Annotated in this window: 11 protein-coding genes; all 11 read left to right on the forward strand. The window is 49.2% G+C overall.

Translation table 11 applies throughout. The features are described from left to right. Positions 1-1,939: dynamin family protein (locus ABEW73_RS29760; protein WP_430206417.1), on the forward strand; the 1,939-nt coding region annotated here is incomplete at its 5' end. A gap of 420 nt (positions 1,940-2,359) precedes the next feature. Continuing rightward, entirely contained in the window at positions 2,360-4,138 is a 1,779-nt protein-coding gene (locus ABEW73_RS29765; RefSeq protein WP_430165613.1) for an ABC transporter ATP-binding protein, read from the forward strand. Continuing rightward, complete coding sequence (locus ABEW73_RS29770) at positions 4,135-6,000, forward strand: ABC transporter ATP-binding protein (RefSeq protein ID WP_430165610.1); 1,866 nt, start codon at positions 4,135-4,137, stop codon at positions 5,998-6,000. The genes ABEW73_RS29765 and ABEW73_RS29770 overlap by 4 nt, the downstream gene beginning before the upstream one ends. 141 nt (positions 6,001-6,141) lie before the next feature. After that, the gene (locus ABEW73_RS29775; RefSeq protein WP_053493894.1) at positions 6,142-6,603 is read left to right on the forward strand and encodes a GNAT family N-acetyltransferase; all 462 of its coding nucleotides are present in this window, start codon (positions 6,142-6,144) and stop codon (positions 6,601-6,603) included. Between the two features lie 360 nt (positions 6,604-6,963). After that, positions 6,964-7,740, forward strand: coding sequence for a CAP domain-containing protein (locus ABEW73_RS29780; RefSeq protein ID WP_430165607.1), 777 nt, complete (start codon positions 6,964-6,966; stop codon positions 7,738-7,740). 149 nt (positions 7,741-7,889) lie between these two features. Beyond that, positions 7,890-8,741: a GDSL-type esterase/lipase family protein gene (locus tag ABEW73_RS29785; protein ID WP_430165604.1), complete on the forward strand. Its 852-nt coding sequence runs from the start codon at positions 7,890-7,892 to the stop codon at positions 8,739-8,741. A gap of 36 nt (positions 8,742-8,777) precedes the next feature. Beyond that, positions 8,778-9,746 (forward strand): ABC transporter ATP-binding protein, encoded by a 969-nt coding sequence (locus ABEW73_RS29790; RefSeq protein WP_430165601.1) that lies wholly within the window; start codon positions 8,778-8,780, stop codon positions 9,744-9,746. Further along, a complete protein-coding gene (locus tag ABEW73_RS29795; protein ID WP_430165598.1) occupies positions 9,739-10,728 on the forward strand; it encodes an ABC transporter permease in 990 nt (329 codons plus the stop codon). The genes ABEW73_RS29790 and ABEW73_RS29795 overlap by 8 nt, the downstream gene beginning before the upstream one ends. 115 nt (positions 10,729-10,843) lie before the next feature. Further along, positions 10,844-12,823 (forward strand): DNA topoisomerase IV subunit B, encoded by a 1,980-nt coding sequence (gene parE, locus ABEW73_RS29800; RefSeq protein ID WP_098743121.1) that lies wholly within the window; start codon positions 10,844-10,846, stop codon positions 12,821-12,823. Between the two features lie 11 nt (positions 12,824-12,834). Beyond that, the gene (gyrA, locus tag ABEW73_RS29805) at positions 12,835-15,294 is read left to right on the forward strand and encodes a DNA gyrase subunit A (RefSeq protein ID WP_430165595.1); all 2,460 of its coding nucleotides are present in this window, start codon (positions 12,835-12,837) and stop codon (positions 15,292-15,294) included. Positions 15,295-15,708: 414 nt separating this feature from the next. Next, on the forward strand, positions 15,709-16,140 hold the full coding sequence (locus tag ABEW73_RS29810; protein ID WP_430165592.1) for a MarR family transcriptional regulator: 432 nt from the start codon (positions 15,709-15,711) through the stop codon (positions 16,138-16,140). Positions 16,141-16,290 lie beyond the last annotated feature (150 nt).

Here is a 16,290-nt window from a genome sequence, read left to right on the forward strand (position 1 = left end):
CGGGTGCACGGCGCCCCGCCCCGCAGGGGCGCAGGCGGCGGCACCGCAGCGGCGCCAGCGGCTGGATGCCGCGGCAGCCGAGCTGCGCGCAGCGGCTGCGGTGCTGGCGCCGCACCCCGCGCTGGCATCGGCCGCGCGGGATCTGACCGCCCGCGCGGATGCGCTTGCGGGCGGCTCGTTCACGTTGGCGCTGTTCGGCGCGTTCAGCGCCGGGAAGTCCTCCTTCGCCAACGCACTGCTTGGCGAATCGGTCTTGCCGGTGTCTCCGCACCCGACAACGGCGGCGGTGAATCGGATTCTGGCACCGGCTGAAGGGAATGCCCATGGTACCGCGTCCGTGCGCATGAAGAGCCGCGATATGTGGTGGGACGATCTGAAGTACTCCTTCAGCGTGCTGGGTCTCCAAGAACCGAATCCGGGGAATTGGCGAGACGCGGCTGAAGATTTGAATCCGGCCGGTATTCACCCGGCAGGCTTGCCGCATTACGGGTTTCTGAAGGCCGCCGCTGCGGGCTTTGATGTGATGGAGTCCAAACTGGGTACGACAGAAACAGTAGAATTGACGGAATATCGTGGCTATGTGGCGGACGAAACCAAATCCTGTTTTGTCGATGGGATTGATCTGTATTACAGCTGTCCGATGACAGAGCAAGGAATCGTGCTGGTGGATACGCCTGGAGCCGATTCCCTGCATGCCCGGCATACGGGCGTAACGTTTAATTATATTAAGAATGCGGATGCGATCGTATACGTAACGTATTACAACCATGCCTTCTCCAAAGCGGATCATCAATTCCTGTCCCAGTTAGGCAGAGTTAAAGACAGTTTTGCGCTGGATAAAATGTTTTTTATCGTCAATGCCGCAGACCTTGCACAATCCGAAGAGGAGCTGGATGAGGTGGTGAAGCATGTTCGTACCAACCTGACATCCAGTGGAGTAGGCAGCCCGCATATCTTCCCTGTTTCCAGTCTGGCGGCGCTGGATAGTAAGCTGTATGGGGATGAAGCAAAATTGAAGGAATCGGGGTTCCCTGTATTCGAAGGAGCGCTTAGTCAATTTGCGGTTGAAGAGCTGCCAAGGCTTTCCGAGCGCGCGGGTTATGATGAACTGGCTTCGGTGAGGGATCGAATCAGGGCTTGGGCCGATATGGCAGCCCAGGATGAGACCTCACGTGAGCGTAAAATCGTGGAGCTGGAAGAGGTTCATCAACAAGCCTTATCCCGCCTTGTGGCTTTAACGGAGATTAACATGTCTCGCGATATCGCGCAGGAAAGCAGCGAATTGCTGTTTCATGTACGGCAGCGGCTGGATTATGCCATGAACCGTTTCTTTCAGGAGTCGTTTAATCCTTCCGTGCTCCGGGAGGATGCAGGTCACCTGAAGTCGGCCTTTGCGGCTTGCGGACGCGATTTGATGCGGACGATATCCTTGGAGCTGGATCAGGAGTTATGGGCCACAACGCTTCGATTAGAGATGGCCGGTCGCAAATTAACCGAAGAAGCAGCGTTTAAAGCAGCAGCGGATATCAACGGTATGGCCGAGGGTTTGTCTCTTGCTATCCGGCGGGATAAGGACTGGTCACCGCCGGAGCTGGAAGAAACGGAATTGCAAATACAGGGGGATTGGTTGTCCTTCTGGTCGACCTTTAAGAACCCGAAACATTTCTTTGAGGGTAGTGGAAGCTCCAAGCTTCGTGAAGCGGCTGAGCCGAAGGTGAAGGAAGCTGTCGCGAGTGTGGTGAGCATTCGGGAAGAGCAGTTGATGGACCACTATGTTCGGATGAGTGAGCGTTCATTGCAGCATCATGGATCTGTGTTGGAGGAACAGCTGAAGGAATCCATGGCTGCCATCCTCGGTTCGCTGCGGGACGGTCAATCTCCGTTGATGTGGAGTAAGCTGGCAGATGAACTGGAGGTTATGATTCAGGCAGCTCGGTAATGGCTGATTTTATGCAAAGGCGTCCCCTATGCCATCATGGCGGGGCGCCTTTTTTCCTATGCTTATCCGGGCTGAAGAAGGTCAAGAGGATGGTATGACGTATTTTAATCCGCTACAACGTTCTTCACTAGGATGAAATCAGCTTAGGATATTACCCTTTTGTAAGCATGTTCAAAAAAGTCGAAAAGAGTGGATGAAGCCTGATGGTTGAAGGGACTGACAATGTGATTATATCCCCTAGTATTAATGAGAATTCCCGATGATTTCATTATGAAACAAAGATAAGTTCTACTATTTGCCCCCTTTAGGTCCTTTTGGCTCATTTATGACGGTTTTCCCTCTTTGCCGCGGGTTCAGCTCGATGATAAACTTCATAAATGCTACATAACCTGAACGAAAATAATCCAAAGGAGGATAAACATGAATGTTCTCAGGCAACTGCAGGGCTTCTTTTGGGAGAAACGAAGTTATCTTTTTCTTTCCATGCTGTGTCTGGCGATTGCAACCGCTTTAGGACTTGTCTATCCGCAGCTGTTGAAGGTGCTGATTGACGATGCAATCAAGCTGGAGAATTACGGCATCGTACCGCAGCTGGCGCTCACTGTGCTGGGTGTGGTCATTCTTAAAGCTTCGATGCAGTTTCTGCACGGTTATTTTGGGGGGAGGCTGGGTAACTACCTGGCATACTCGTTACGAAACGCCTGCTATGAAAAATTGCAATTTCTATCGTTCCGCTATTATGACACGGCACGGACAGGGGATTTGATGTCACGGCTTACCGGGGATTTGGAAGCAATCCGGATGTTTATCGGCTTCGGTTTTGCCCAACTTCTCAATTTAGTACTGATGATAACCTTTGGTTCCATCATGATGTTTACCATCAGCTGGCAATTGACGCTGGTTACTTTGGTAGCGATGCCATTCTTGGTTGTGGCTGCTCTGAAGTTCGAATCCAAGATCCATCCGGCTTTCCAGGAAATGCGTCTCGCGCTGAGCTCGCTGACGACCGCGGTTCAGGAGAATATTACGGGTGTTCGCACCGTTAAGTCTTTTGCTCGCGAGCCGCACGAAGTGGAGAAATTCTCTGAACGGAATGAGCGTTACAAAACCAACCAGATTTTTGCCTCTTCACTATGGGCACGTTACTTTCCGATGATGGAGCTCTTTGCGAATATCAGTGTCGTCATTTTGCTTGCCATCGGCGGAGGGATGGTTATCCAAGGTTCCATGACGGTAGGGGAACTGGCAGCTTTCTTCACTTTGATCTGGTACATAATCGGCCCACTTTGGGGAATCGGGTTTCACATTAATAACTACACGCAGTCCAAGGCATCGGGTGAACGGGTGCTGGAGCTGCTGAATCAGCCGATTGATGTCGAAGACCGTGAGCGTGCGGTAGATTTGGTGCCAAACGAGGTGAAGGGTCATGTCGTATTTGATAATGTCACCTTTGCTTACGGTAACAAGATGGCAGCCGTCAAAGATATTAATCTGGATGCTCGTCCCGGCTCCGTAATCGGTTTGCTTGGGGGAACGGGGTCCGGTAAGTCGACCATTATTCAGCTCTTGATGCATGCCTACAATGTGAATCAGGGCAGCATCAAACTAGACGGCATGAACATTAATGATATTAAGATCCGGAGTCTGCGCAGTCAGATTGCCACGGTCTTCCAGGAGACCTTCTTGTTCTCGTCCAGTATCCGCAACAATATTTCTTACGGCATGAAGGACGTTAGCATGGAAGAAATCATCCGTGTTGCTAAGCTGGCCAAAGCCCATGACTTTATTATGGAAATGAAGGATGGTTACGATACCATTGTCGGTGAACGGGGGATGGGACTCTCTGGCGGACAGAAGCAGCGGATTGCGATTGCACGTGCCCTTCTGAAAGATCCGAAAATCCTGATCCTGGATGATGCCACCAGTGCAGTGGATATGGAAACCGAGCATGAAATTCAGTCCGGCTTCCAGGAAGTCATGAACGGCAGAACGACTTTTATTATCGCTCACCGGATCTCTTCCTTGCGTCATGCGGATGAAATTCTCGTCCTGGATGAAGGAAAAGTCGTACAGCGCGGCAAGCATAACGAATTGATTGCGGTGCCGGGGCCTTACCAGGATGTATACAAAATACAATATGCGGACCTTATTGCGAAGCAAGCTCAAGCAGGAGGTAAGCAAGGGCAGGTGCAAGCATGAACGCCAATGTAAATACTGAACCGCATCAGAAGCAAAAGATTCCGAGGCCGCGGAAGCCCTCGGAAGAAACCAATGAACGTTTTGTATACAAGGACGACGATGCGATTGAGAAACCGTTTAACTGGATGCAGCTGACACGTCTGATCTCGTATATGAAACCATACGCGAAACAGATCCTCCCTTTGATCGGGCTCATGATGGTCATCGGTACTATTACGAAGCTGGCCATTCCGTTCTTGACCAGTTTGGCCATTGACCAAGCCATCGAACCGAAGAATGGGAATCCAAGTCTGACCTTGTTGTATCAGATTACCATCGCGGTTCTGGCGATGTATATCATTCAATGGGTTGCCGGGATATTCCGTATCAAGTTTACGAATATCATCGGTCAGCGGGTCATTTATGACCTGCGAGCCGATCTGTTCCAGCACATTCAGCGCTTGTCCTTTAATTTCTTCGATAAGCGTCCGGCTGGATCTGTGCTGGTCCGGGTTACGAATGATGTTAACTCCCTGCAGGATTTGTTTACTAACGGGGTTGTCAACCTGATCATCGACTGCGTGCAGCTTGTAGGTATTGTGGTCATTCTTCTATTAATAAACTGGAAGCTCGGTCTTGCTGTTATTGTCACGGTACCGATTATGTTCTTCATTTCGACTAAACTCCGTGTACGCATCCGGCGTGCATGGCAGGATGTGCGGATTCGGAACTCGCGGATTAACTCCCACTTGAATGAATCGATTCAGGGGATCCGTGTGACCCAAGCTTACACACAAGAAGAAGAGAATATGAAGTTCTTTGACAACATGAACATGGACAGCAAAAAGTCCTGGGATAAGGCGTCTGCCATGAACCAAGGGTTCGGGCCTCTTATCGAAATTACCGGTGGTTTTGGTTCACTGATCTTGTTCTGGCTTGGTGCCGTGTTGATCCAACAAGGCGAGCTTACCATCGGTCTGTTAATTGCCTTTACCCAATATGTAGGGAACTTCTGGGAGCCGATCAATCGGCTTGGCCAAATGTATAATCAATTGCTTGTCGCCATGGCTTCCTCTGAACGTATTTTTGAATTTATTGACGAGAAGCCAAGCATTGATGATCAGCCTGGGGCGAAGAAATTGCCGACGATTAAAGGGGACATCAAGCTGGAGAATGTGGTGTTTGAATACGAAAAAGGACGCCAAGCTCTCAAAGGCATCAATCTGGACGTGAAGGCAGGACAGTCGATTGCGCTGGTCGGTCATACCGGATCAGGCAAGAGTACTATCATTAATCTGCTCAGCCGATTCTATGATATTACCGAAGGTAAATTAACCATCGACGGATACGATATCCAATCGGTAACGGTTGAAAGTCTTCGAAACCAGATTGGCATCGTGCTGCAGGATACCTTTATATTCTCCGGAACGATTCGGGATAATATCCGGTTTGGCCGTCTGGATGCGACCAATGAGGAGATAGAGGATGTAGCCAAGGCAGTCGGCGCACATGAATTTATTGTCCAGATGCCGGGCGGTTACGATACGGAGGTTGAGGAACGCGGGAATATGCTGTCCATGGGCCAGCGGCAGCTGCTGTCCTTTGCCAGAGCGCTCCTTGCCGATCCGCGGATTCTGATCCTGGATGAAGCAACGGCGAGTATCGATACCGAGACAGAGTTGAAAATTCAGGAAGCTCTTAAAGTGCTGCTTCAGGGCCGAACCTCCTTCATCGTAGCCCATCGTTTGTCAACGATCCGCCATGCCGATCATATCGTCGTGCTGGATCATGGCAAGATTATCGAAGAAGGAAATCACAGCCAGCTTATGCAGAAGCAGGGAACGTACCATGGGCTGATTGAAGCACAATACCGATTTTTGTAAAAACGACTTAACAAAGGTTTAACAAAACCGACACAAATGTAAAAAAAATGTCGCTTGATACTTGCAATCTTCTTCATAAACTTACAAAATAGAAGTAGAGTTTACTCAGAATTCATAGAAGAAGGGAAGCATGAGGGTATAATGAGCATCGAAAGCGTATTATCTGCGCCTGCACTGCTGATTCGAAACTTTGAGAAGAATGATTTGGAAGCTGTCACATCCTTGATGCGCGAACTGAATTATCCGACCACGCTGAATGTCATGCGGGAACGGATGGAAGCCATGAACGACAATCCATTATACGGCAATCTGATTGCTGAGGTTGATGGTGTTGTTGTTGGTATGATCATGCTTCGTCAAGTCAAATCCTTCACTATGACCGAACCGGTCACTCAAATTACTTCGGTTATTGTAACCTCAAGCTGCCGCGGCCAAGGGATTGGCAAAAGATTGATTCGCGGTGCAGAGACATGGGGAAGACAGCATGGTAGCCACCTCTTGTTTCTCACAAGCGGAAACCGGGAAGAACTTGCTCCCGCACATGCATTTTATGAGCATATTGGATTTGAAAAGGCTGGATATCAGTTTAGTAAAAAGCTGTAGTCTTGGTCTTTTCATTAACCCATCCCATTTTTTGGGATGGGTTTTTTCTTGTTTGGCCAGAAACTCGATTAGAGGACTACCGTTAATAGGAAACGATTCATCGCTTTTAATAAGGAATCTATCACTACATATGGTCTGGGGCTTGAGCCAACAGGCGCTCTTTTATATAGGTAGGTAGGAATTCAAGGACGCTTTTCCAACAATTGTAGGATTGCCGAAGATATCAAATGTGTTACAATGTGTTCGTACGAGATTACAAAAATGTAACTAATGTTTGATCGTCCAGCACCCTAGAAATTCACACCGCAGAATGGACGGTCAGATAAACTCTACAACTACGAGCATAGGAGATGAGCATTCATGAACAACCATTGGATAAAGAAAATCGCAGGCGGCAGCATCGCTGCTGTACTGGCTGTTGGCATTATGCTTCCAACTACGGCGTCTGCCGCACCTGCTGAGAACGATAATTATGTAAACTGGCAGCAAAAGATCCAGGAATTCCTGAAGAGCCAAGGCTTGGAATCACAGTTTAAATGTGTGGTTCAGCAGCCGCAAACGGAAAAACCGCAGACAGACAAGCCAGCTGCTGAAACTCCTGAAGCAAGCAAGCCAGAGGCAAGCAAGCCAGAAACGACTCAACCAGAAACGACTCAACCAGAAACGACTCAACCTGAAACCAGCAAACCGGAAACAAGTAAGCCTGAGACCAGCACTCCATCTACAACACCGTCCCAGCCTTCCGAATCTGCGGGTACAACGGAAAAATCGAATTTTGCTTCCGAAGTTGTCACATTGGTGAACAAAGAACGTGCGAATGCAGGTCTGAAGCCGCTAACGGTTCATGCTAAGCTGACAACCGTGGCGCTGGATAAAGCGAAGGATATGAGTGATAACAATTATTTCAGCCACACTTCACCGACGCATGGTTCTCCGTTTGATATGATGAAAGCTTACGGTATTTCATACGGCTATGCCGGTGAGAATATTGCTAAAGGGCAACGTACACCACAGGAAGTCATGAACTCCTGGATGAATAGCCAAGGTCACCGTGAAAATATTCTGTCTCCGAACTTCACCAAAATCGGTGTTGGATATTACAACGGGTATTGGGTTCAAGAATTCATCAGTGAATAAGCACTTATCTTGTTTCATATGAAAAGGGCTGCCCCGGTCACGCATCGAAAGTCTGCGTCCGGGGCAGCCTTCTTTGCGTGTTTTGATTTGCAAATTTTTTATAGAAGTCTTAAGGTAATGTACATGAGGAATTTTGTAGGGGGAATGTCATGAAATCATCTGCATGGATATGGCGAATCACTGCCTCCGTGTCGGTTATAGTAACGATTGTGCTTATTCTTGGTTTTGTGTATGCGTTTAAGGATATTAATGATCCGCAAGGACAGCCCTTGCTGACTGGTGAGGGATCCGAGGCGTCCGAAGAAAAGACAGCGCCGAAGAAGCCGGAGAGCGCTCCGTTACAAACGGTTTTGCCGAATGATTTAAAGGTAGCTGCGATTGGAGATTCACTGGCCAAGGGAACGGGGGATAATACCGGGAGCGGGTTTGTCCGCCGAAGCGTGGATCAATTAAATGGCGATGGACGAACAGCGAGCCTGCTGGCGAATCTGGCCATAAACGGAATGACTACCGAAGGACTCCTTCCCAAGCTGGACGACAAGGGAATACAGTATGCCTTGAAGCAAGCCAATGTCATTATGCTTTCGATTGGAGGCAATGATATCTTTCAAGGCAGTGGGCTGATGGAAGGGGCGGCGGATTCCGATGAGTTGGAGCTCGAACCTGCTAAGCTGATGGCTGCATTGCCGCAGGCATCTGAACGCCTGCAGGCGATTCTGGAGAAAATTCGCCTCATTAATCCGGATGCGCGAATCGTTTATATCGGTCTGTATCATCCTTTTTCCGATTTGGAAGACTTGTTGATACCCGGCAATATTGTGGTCTCTGCATGGAATCATGCGGTCATGGAAATCGTGAACCGGGATCCCAATATGACATTGGTCCCCACGTTCGATCTGTTTCAGCACAAGCTGGACGAGTATCTGTCCTCGGACCATTTTCATCCGAACGGGGCAGGATATCAGGCGATAGCGGATCGAATTGTAGAGGGTATGCTGTAGGCATGATGAGGATGTCATATGGGGAGTTGGAACTCGATGAATGAACAAGCTCAAGAAATCGTACTATCTGTCCAGCATGTGAAAAAGAAAATCGGTCGAAAATGGATTATACATGATGTGTCATTCGACGTGCGCGCAGGCGAAATTTTCGGGTTCCTGGGGCCCAACGGGGCAGGAAAAACGACCACGATCCGCATGCTTGTGGACCTGATTAAACCGTCCTCCGGCAGGATCGAGGTCTGCGGTTATGATGTGAACCGCCAGCAGGAGCAGGCGCTGCGTTATATTGGGTCCATCGTGGAGAATCCGGAAATGTATTCGTATATGACGGGATGGGAAAATCTTGAGCATTTTGCACGAATGCAGCCCGGCATTGACCAACAGCGAATACAAGAAGTTGTGGATACGGTGAGATTGGATCGAAGAATTCATGACAAGGTGAGCACATATTCACTGGGAATGCGGCAGCGGCTCGGGATAGCCCAGGCCCTGCTCGGCAGACCGAGGCTGCTCATTCTGGACGAGCCGACAAACGGTCTTGATCCCAAAGGGATCAAAGAGATGCGGCAGTTCATACACCAATTAGCGGAAAAAGGGCTGGCTGTTTTTGTCTCCAGCCATCTGCTGAGCGAAATTCAGCTGTTATGCAATCGCGTGGCGATCATCAGCAGCGGAAGAGTGCTTGCGGTTGGCGAGGTCGAGGAATTGATTGCCGGCAGCAGTGATCATGTCATCTGGGATCTAAATCCTGCCGTGCAAGGGAAACGAATATTGCAAAAGCTGGATTATTGCCAAATTGTCGACCGCCCTGAGGAGGTGCTTGACGATAATTTGCTTGCAGGCATGTCTTCGGACGCTATTGTGACTCGTATGAGCACTACATACACGTCTAGAGCTGTGGAACGGCTGGTAGCGGCGGGAGTACAGGTCCGGGAGGTTCATCGGATCAATCCTACGCTGGAGCAGCTATTCCTGCAGATGACGGAGGGTGAGAGCATTGAGTAACCTGTTGCCCCTGATCAAGAACGAGTGTATCAAAATTATCAAACGAAAGCGGTTCTATGTTGTCCTGCTCGTTCTTCTTGTTCTGGTTCCCATGTTTACCTATGCCCAGATGAAGTCGGCTGAACGGAGCCGGGACAAGTTCAACAGTGACTGGCGGCTTGAGCTTCAGCAGCGAATCACGGATAATGAGAATTCACTTAGCAGTGACAGGGTACCGGACGAATGGAAACGATACAGGCAAATCTTTATTCAGCAAATGCAGTATTATTTGCAGCATGATGTGAATCCTAATCAACCAAACGGGGTTACGTTCACACGGGAATTTTTGAATAATGCGATATCCCTGTTTATCCCGCTGCTCATTATGGCCATCGCTTCGGATATTGTCTCCGGCGAACGGACGACTGGGACCATCAAGATGCTGCTGACAAGGCCTGTGAAGCGATGGAAGGTGCTGCTGAGTAAACTGATCGCCTTGATCATGTTTACGTCTCTTATTGTCGTGTCCACCTTTGTCATAGCCTATCTGATCTCCGGTCTTGCCTTCGGATACAAGGGGTTTGACATACCGGTATTCACGGGATTCCAAATTGTTGGTTCTGATGTGGATATGTCCGGTGTTCATGCTGTTCCTCAGTGGAAGTATTTGCTGATGCAGGGCGGATTGGTGTGGTTTGTCGGCGTATGTGTTGGTATGCTGGCCTTTATGGTGTCCGTGCTGGTTCGAAGTACAGCGGCGAGCATTGTGATTATGATGGCGGCATTAATTGCCGGAAATATTCTGACGAATATGGCATCGGCGTGGAGCAGCGCGAAATATTTGTTCATGGTAAACCTGAATTTAACCAATTATTTAGCCGGCAATTTGCCGCCAATTGAGGGGATGACTTTGAATTTTTCCCTTGCCGTATTGGCCCTCTGGGCAATTTGTGCGGTTATTGTTTCATTCAGTGTCTTTACGAGAAGGGATATCTTGAATTAAAATGGACAAAGCATGAAACATTTGTTTGCATTTTTTAGAGAACAGCGTTCTTCTAAAATATTGAAATGTAGAAATAGAAATACACTAGATACGTGAAATTGAAGGAGGAGCATGAATGGTCGAACAGATCGATATGTTTGCAGAGTCATCGAAGAACGGCGGTAACAACCGTTCAGGATACGATGCTGACGACATTCAAGTGCTCGAAGGTCTCGTTGCGGTTCGCAAACGGCCAGGCATGTACATAGGGAGCACAAGCTCGTCAGGCTTGCATCATCTGGTATGGGAAATTGTGGACAACGCCGTAGACGAGCATTTGGCCAAGTACTGCTCGAGAATTGAAATTACATTGCATAAAGATGGGTCCGCGACGGTATACGATAACGGACGAGGTATTCCAACCGGAATGCACAAGACAGGCATCCCCACCCCGCAGGTTGTATTTACGATTTTGCATGCCGGCGGTAAATTCGGTGGTTCCGGATATAAGAAGTCCGGCGGTCTTCACGGCGTTGGCGCATCTGTGACCAATGCGCTGTCCGAGTGGCTGGAGGTGGAAATTTACCGTGACGGTAAAATTCACCGCCAACGGTTTGAATACTGGCAGGACAAAAAAGGAAAAGAGCATGTCGGGGAACCGGTAACGGGCCTTGAAGTGCTTGGTAATACGAACAAAACCGGCACGAAGATTACATTTAAACCGGATGCACGCGTGTTTACCACGGGAACGCACCTGAACTACGACACACTTGCAGAGCGCTTACAGGAAATTGCCTTCCTGAACTCCGGGCTTCGGATTGTATTGAAAGACGAGCGCAGCGGTAATGGGGAAGAGTTTTTCTATGAAGGTGGCGCAAGCCAGTTCGTCCAGTTCTTGAATGAAGGCAAGGATGTGCTGCATGATGTGATCCATTTTTATGCGGAGAAGGATGATATCGAAGTTGAAATCGCCCTTCAATATAATGCAGGCTATACCGAAACGTTGGCTTCATTCGTTAACTCCATCCCGACGCGCGGGGGCGGTACGCATGAGACGGGTTTTAAGACAGCGTATACCCGTGTCATGAATGATTATGCCCGCAAGAACAACCTTTTGAAGGAAAAGGACAAGAACCTGGAGGGGAATGATCTTCGGGAAGGCATGATGACCGTCATCAGCGTTAAGATGGCAGAGGTCGAATTTGTCGGCCAGACCAAGGACCAACTCGGAAGCGCCTCTGCGCGCAGTGCGGTTGACAGCATTGTCACGGAGAAGATGCAAATCTTCCTTGAGGAGAATCCGCAGATTGCACAAACGCTGTTGAAGAAGGCTATTCAGGCTTCCAAAGCGCGCGAAGCGGCTCGTAAAGCAAGAGATGAGATGCGCACTGGCAAGAAGCGCAGCGAAAGCTCCAATCTGGGCGGCAAGCTGACGCCGGCGCAGTCCAAGGATTTTACGAGAACCGAATTGTTTATTGTTGAAGGGGACTCCGCGGGCGGCTCTGCGAAGCAGGGACGGGATTCGAAAATCCAGGCGATACTGCCTCTTAAAGGGAAACCGATGAATCCGGAAAAATCGAAGCTGGCCGATATCCTGAAGAATGATGAATACCGTGCGATTGTAGCGGCGATCGGCGCAGGAATCGGTACGGAGTTCACCGCCGGGGACAGCAATTATTCGAAAATTATCATCATGACCGATGCGGATACGGATGGCGCTCACATTCAGGTGCTGCTGCTTACGTTCTTCTACAGGTACATGAAACCGCTGATTGATGAAGGCCGCGTCTATCTTGCGCAGCCTCCACTATATAAAATCGCAAGCAAATCCGGAAAGCTGGAGACGGTACGGTATGCTTGGACAGAAGGGCAGCTGGCTAATTACTTGAAGGAATTCAAGAACTATGAGCTTCAGCGATACAAAGGATTGGGCGAGATGAACCCGGAGCAATTATGGGAAACGACGATGAACCCGGAAACACGGACATTGCTGCAGGTACAAATCGATGATGCTGCCAAAGCGGAGCGTCGTGTGTCTACGCTGATGGGGGATAAAGTAGACCCTCGCAAGCGGTGGATTGTAGAAAATGTCAACTTCGCGGAGTTTGAGGAATAGAAGGTGAAGGAATGAGTTTATCGGAGCAATTTTTACCGGCTTATCTGGAAGAGGTCGTAGGTGACCGATTTGGCCGGTATTCCAAGTATATTATTCAGGACCGGGCGATCCCGGACGTCCGTGACGGCCTGAAACCCGTTCAGCGCCGGATTCTTTATGCCATGTACGATTCGGGTAACACACCGGATAAACCATATCGTAAATCGGCGAAAACGGTCGGGGATGTCATGGGTAATTACCATCCGCACGGGGATTCTTCGATTTATGAAGGTATGGTTCGGATGGCTCAGCCATGGAAGATGGGGCATGTGCTTGTAGACGGTCACGGAAACTGGGGTTCCCAGGATGATGATCCTGCAGCAGCAATGCGTTATACCGAGGCCAGATTGTCGCCGATTGCCATGGAGCTGCTTCGAGATATCGAGAAGCGGACCGTGCTGTTCAAGGATAATTTTGATAACACGGCTAAGGAACCGGTTGTGCTGCCTTCACGGTACCCAAACCTGCTTGTGAACGGAGCTAGTGGGATTTCCGCAGGCTTCGCGACTGAAATCCCGCCTCACAATCTGCGGGAAGTGATCGATGCTTGTATTGCTGTCATGCAGAAGCCGGAGATTGAGCTGGCTGAAATTATGACCTTTATCAAAGGTCCGGACTTCCCGACCAGTGGAATCATTATGGGCGGCGAAGGCATTTTGGATGCCTATCGGACAGGCAAAGGCCGCGTTTATCTGCGGTCGAAGACGGAAATTGAATCGCTTCGCGGCGGCAAGCAGCAGATTGTCATCACGGAAATTCCTTACCAGGTTGTTAAGTCCCGGCTTGTTACCGCTATGGAGAACATACGACTGGAGAAAAAAGTTGAGGGCATCGCCGAGGTTCGCGATGAGAGCGGACGGGAAGGACTTCGCATCGTCGTTGAGCTGAAGAAGGATGCCGACGCAAACGGGATTCTTGCTTATTTGTTCAAGAAAACCGATCTGCAAGTTACGTACAACTTCAATATGGTTGCGATCGTGAATAAAACCCCTCAACAGCTGGGGCTTAAAGACATGTTATCCGCTTATATCGAGCATCAGCGTGAAGTTGTCACGCACCGGACGCAGTACGAGCTGGAGAAAGCAGAGGATCGGGCGCATGTATTGGAAGGCCTGGTAAAGGCTTTAAATATCCTGGATGAGGTCATTGCGGCGATCAAAGCGTCCAAGAATCGCCAGGATGCCCAGAACAATCTGCAATGGATGTTCGGTTTCACGGAGCGACAAGCCGATTCCATCTTGACTTTGCAATTATACCGCCTTACGAACCTTGAAATTCATTCCCTGCAAAAAGAGCTGGACGAGCTGACGAAGAAAATCGAGGGCTTGCGTGCGATACTGGACAGCGATAAGAAACTGATTGCCGTCATTCGCAAAGAGCTGCTTGAAATTCGCGAGAAGTACGGTATCGACCGGCGTTCGGTCATTCAGGAAGAAGTGGAAGAGATCAAGGTTAATCTGGAAGTGCTGGTTAACGCCGAGGACGTGCTCGTCACTCTGTCTCATGAAGGCTATATCAAGCGTACCAGCATGTTATCCTTCACCCGAAGCGGCGGTGAGCTGGAAAGCTCAGGCGTTAAGGAAGGGGATTACATCACCCGACTGTTTGAAGTCAATACTCTGGAGAATCTGCTCATATTCACGAGCCGTGGACAGTATTTCTTATTGCCGGTTCACCAGATTCCGGAATACAAATGGAAAGATGCCGGTACAGCCATTGTGAACGTGATTCAGGTGCCGAAAGAGGATCACATCGTCTCGGTCATTCCGGTGTCAAACTTTGAAGAAGAGGGTAAATCACTTGTGTTCGTCAGCCGAAAAGGTCAGGTGAAGCGCACAGAGCTCAAGGAGTATGTCACCAAGCGGGCTGGCGCTGTTGCGGCAGCTAAAGTTGCTGCGGAAGACAGCATTATCCAAGTCGTCGTAAGTGATAGCAATAAAGATATTGTGCTGATCTCGAAAGAAGGGATGAGCATCCGGTTTAATGAGCAGGAAGTCAACGCCATGGGACGCGTTTCCGGCGGGGTCCGGGGAATCCAGCTCCGTGACGGGGATGAAGTCGTTGCAGCGTTATGGGTGGAGAACGATGAGGGTGAAATTTTGACCATCACGGATCTTGGCTATGGTAAGCGCAGCTTGCTGTTGGATTACCAGACGCAAAGCCGCGGCGGAAAAGGAATGGCCACGTTTGAGTTCAAGGAAGGCAAGCGGGTGAAGCCTAACGGCAGCGCCATTGTCGGTGCATTCTATTGCCGTGAACCGCTGCAGATTATGGCGTACAGCGAAGACGGGCAAGCTTATCTGATTCATACGGAGAAAATTCCGATCGCGGAACGTAAATCGATAGGCAAGCTGCTTGCCGATGTTGGCAAGCAAGGACAGATTGTCGATGTGGTAAGTCTTCCGCATGCGGAGTTAGGCAAAGAAAGTTAAACAAGAATGAAGGAACATCCTTCGTTTAGGCAGTTTCAAGTTTAGGTAAGATAGATGGACGAAAAGCACCTTCGATGATATTTGTCGAGGTGCTTTTGCTATATTTTGCGTTGCATAACATGAGAGCTGTTATTTATACTATTTGACATATGCCCGGCCATGTCGAAGTAAGGTGAACCTTGAAAAACGCCGTCATATAAGGGGTGGCGGGTTTTGTCGCTTGATTAGAAATTATATTTTTTAACGAAAAAAGAAGGATATTGGGAGGTCACCCACGAAAAGTTAATCCTATAAACTATTATGGAATCATGACTTGGGTTCAAACGAAATCCATTCACCGAAGTACAGTGCAACATCCACGGATGGTATCCGATGTTTGATCATGACAGACATAATTGAAGGGACGGGATAAACATGCATACTGCCGAATTCGCCAAGGTGTGGTCCAAGCTGGCCAAGGACTATAAGCTCCATATGGAAGCCGGATTAGCACCGACATTGACGGAATCGCAACTGATGGTGCTGGAGGTGCTTGCTGAGCAGAAGCGAATGAAACCTTCCGATTTCATTCCTTACCTGGCCACAAGTCCGGCAGCCGTGACGATGCTATTGGACCGGATGGAGAAGAATGGATTGATCAAACGGGAACGGGACGAAAATGACAGACGGATCGTCTGGGTGACGATATCCTATAAAGGGCGAGAGGAATATACGCGCGGATTACAGGTTAGGGATGAGTACCTTTCCCACATTCTGAATCGTATATCTTCGCATAATCAACAGCTGCTTATCTATCTATTAGGAAAGATTAATACAGCTCCAAAGGAAGTTCTGGTTGAGGCGTAAGTTCTTGAAGCTAAAGCTTACGTTGCAAACGTAGAGAAGCCCCCTGGGCGGCTACATACGGCAGCTACCTTGGGGGCTGTTACATATACCTTCATCTTATTGAACATCAAGATCATGGTCACACCACGATTTCGAATGTGCCACAAGACG

The sequence above is a fragment of the Paenibacillus lautus genome (assembly GCF_050482385.1).
Classification (GTDB): Bacteria; Bacillota; Bacilli; order Paenibacillales; family Paenibacillaceae; genus Paenibacillus_AQ; species Paenibacillus_AQ lautus_B.

Bases quoted from the DNA above. Each gene is read 5' to 3' on its own strand.
- ABEW73_RS29765 (WP_430165613.1), top strand. From the start codon at position 2,360: ATGAATGTTCTCAGGCAACTGCAGGGCTTCTTTTGGGAGAAACGAAGT.
- ABEW73_RS29770 (WP_430165610.1), top strand. From the start codon at position 4,135: ATGAACGCCAATGTAAATACTGAACCGCATCAGAAGCAAAAGATTCCG.
- ABEW73_RS29775 (WP_053493894.1), top strand. From the start codon at position 6,142: ATGAGCATCGAAAGCGTATTATCTGCGCCTGCACTGCTGATTCGAAAC.
- ABEW73_RS29780 (WP_430165607.1), top strand. From the start codon at position 6,964: ATGAACAACCATTGGATAAAGAAAATCGCAGGCGGCAGCATCGCTGCT.
- ABEW73_RS29785 (WP_430165604.1), top strand. From the start codon at position 7,890: ATGAAATCATCTGCATGGATATGGCGAATCACTGCCTCCGTGTCGGTT.
- ABEW73_RS29790 (WP_430165601.1), top strand. From the start codon at position 8,778: ATGAATGAACAAGCTCAAGAAATCGTACTATCTGTCCAGCATGTGAAA.
- parE (WP_098743121.1), top strand. From the start codon at position 10,844: ATGGTCGAACAGATCGATATGTTTGCAGAGTCATCGAAGAACGGCGGT.
- gyrA (WP_430165595.1), top strand. From the start codon at position 12,835: ATGAGTTTATCGGAGCAATTTTTACCGGCTTATCTGGAAGAGGTCGTA.
- ABEW73_RS29810 (WP_430165592.1), top strand. From the start codon at position 15,709: ATGCATACTGCCGAATTCGCCAAGGTGTGGTCCAAGCTGGCCAAGGAC.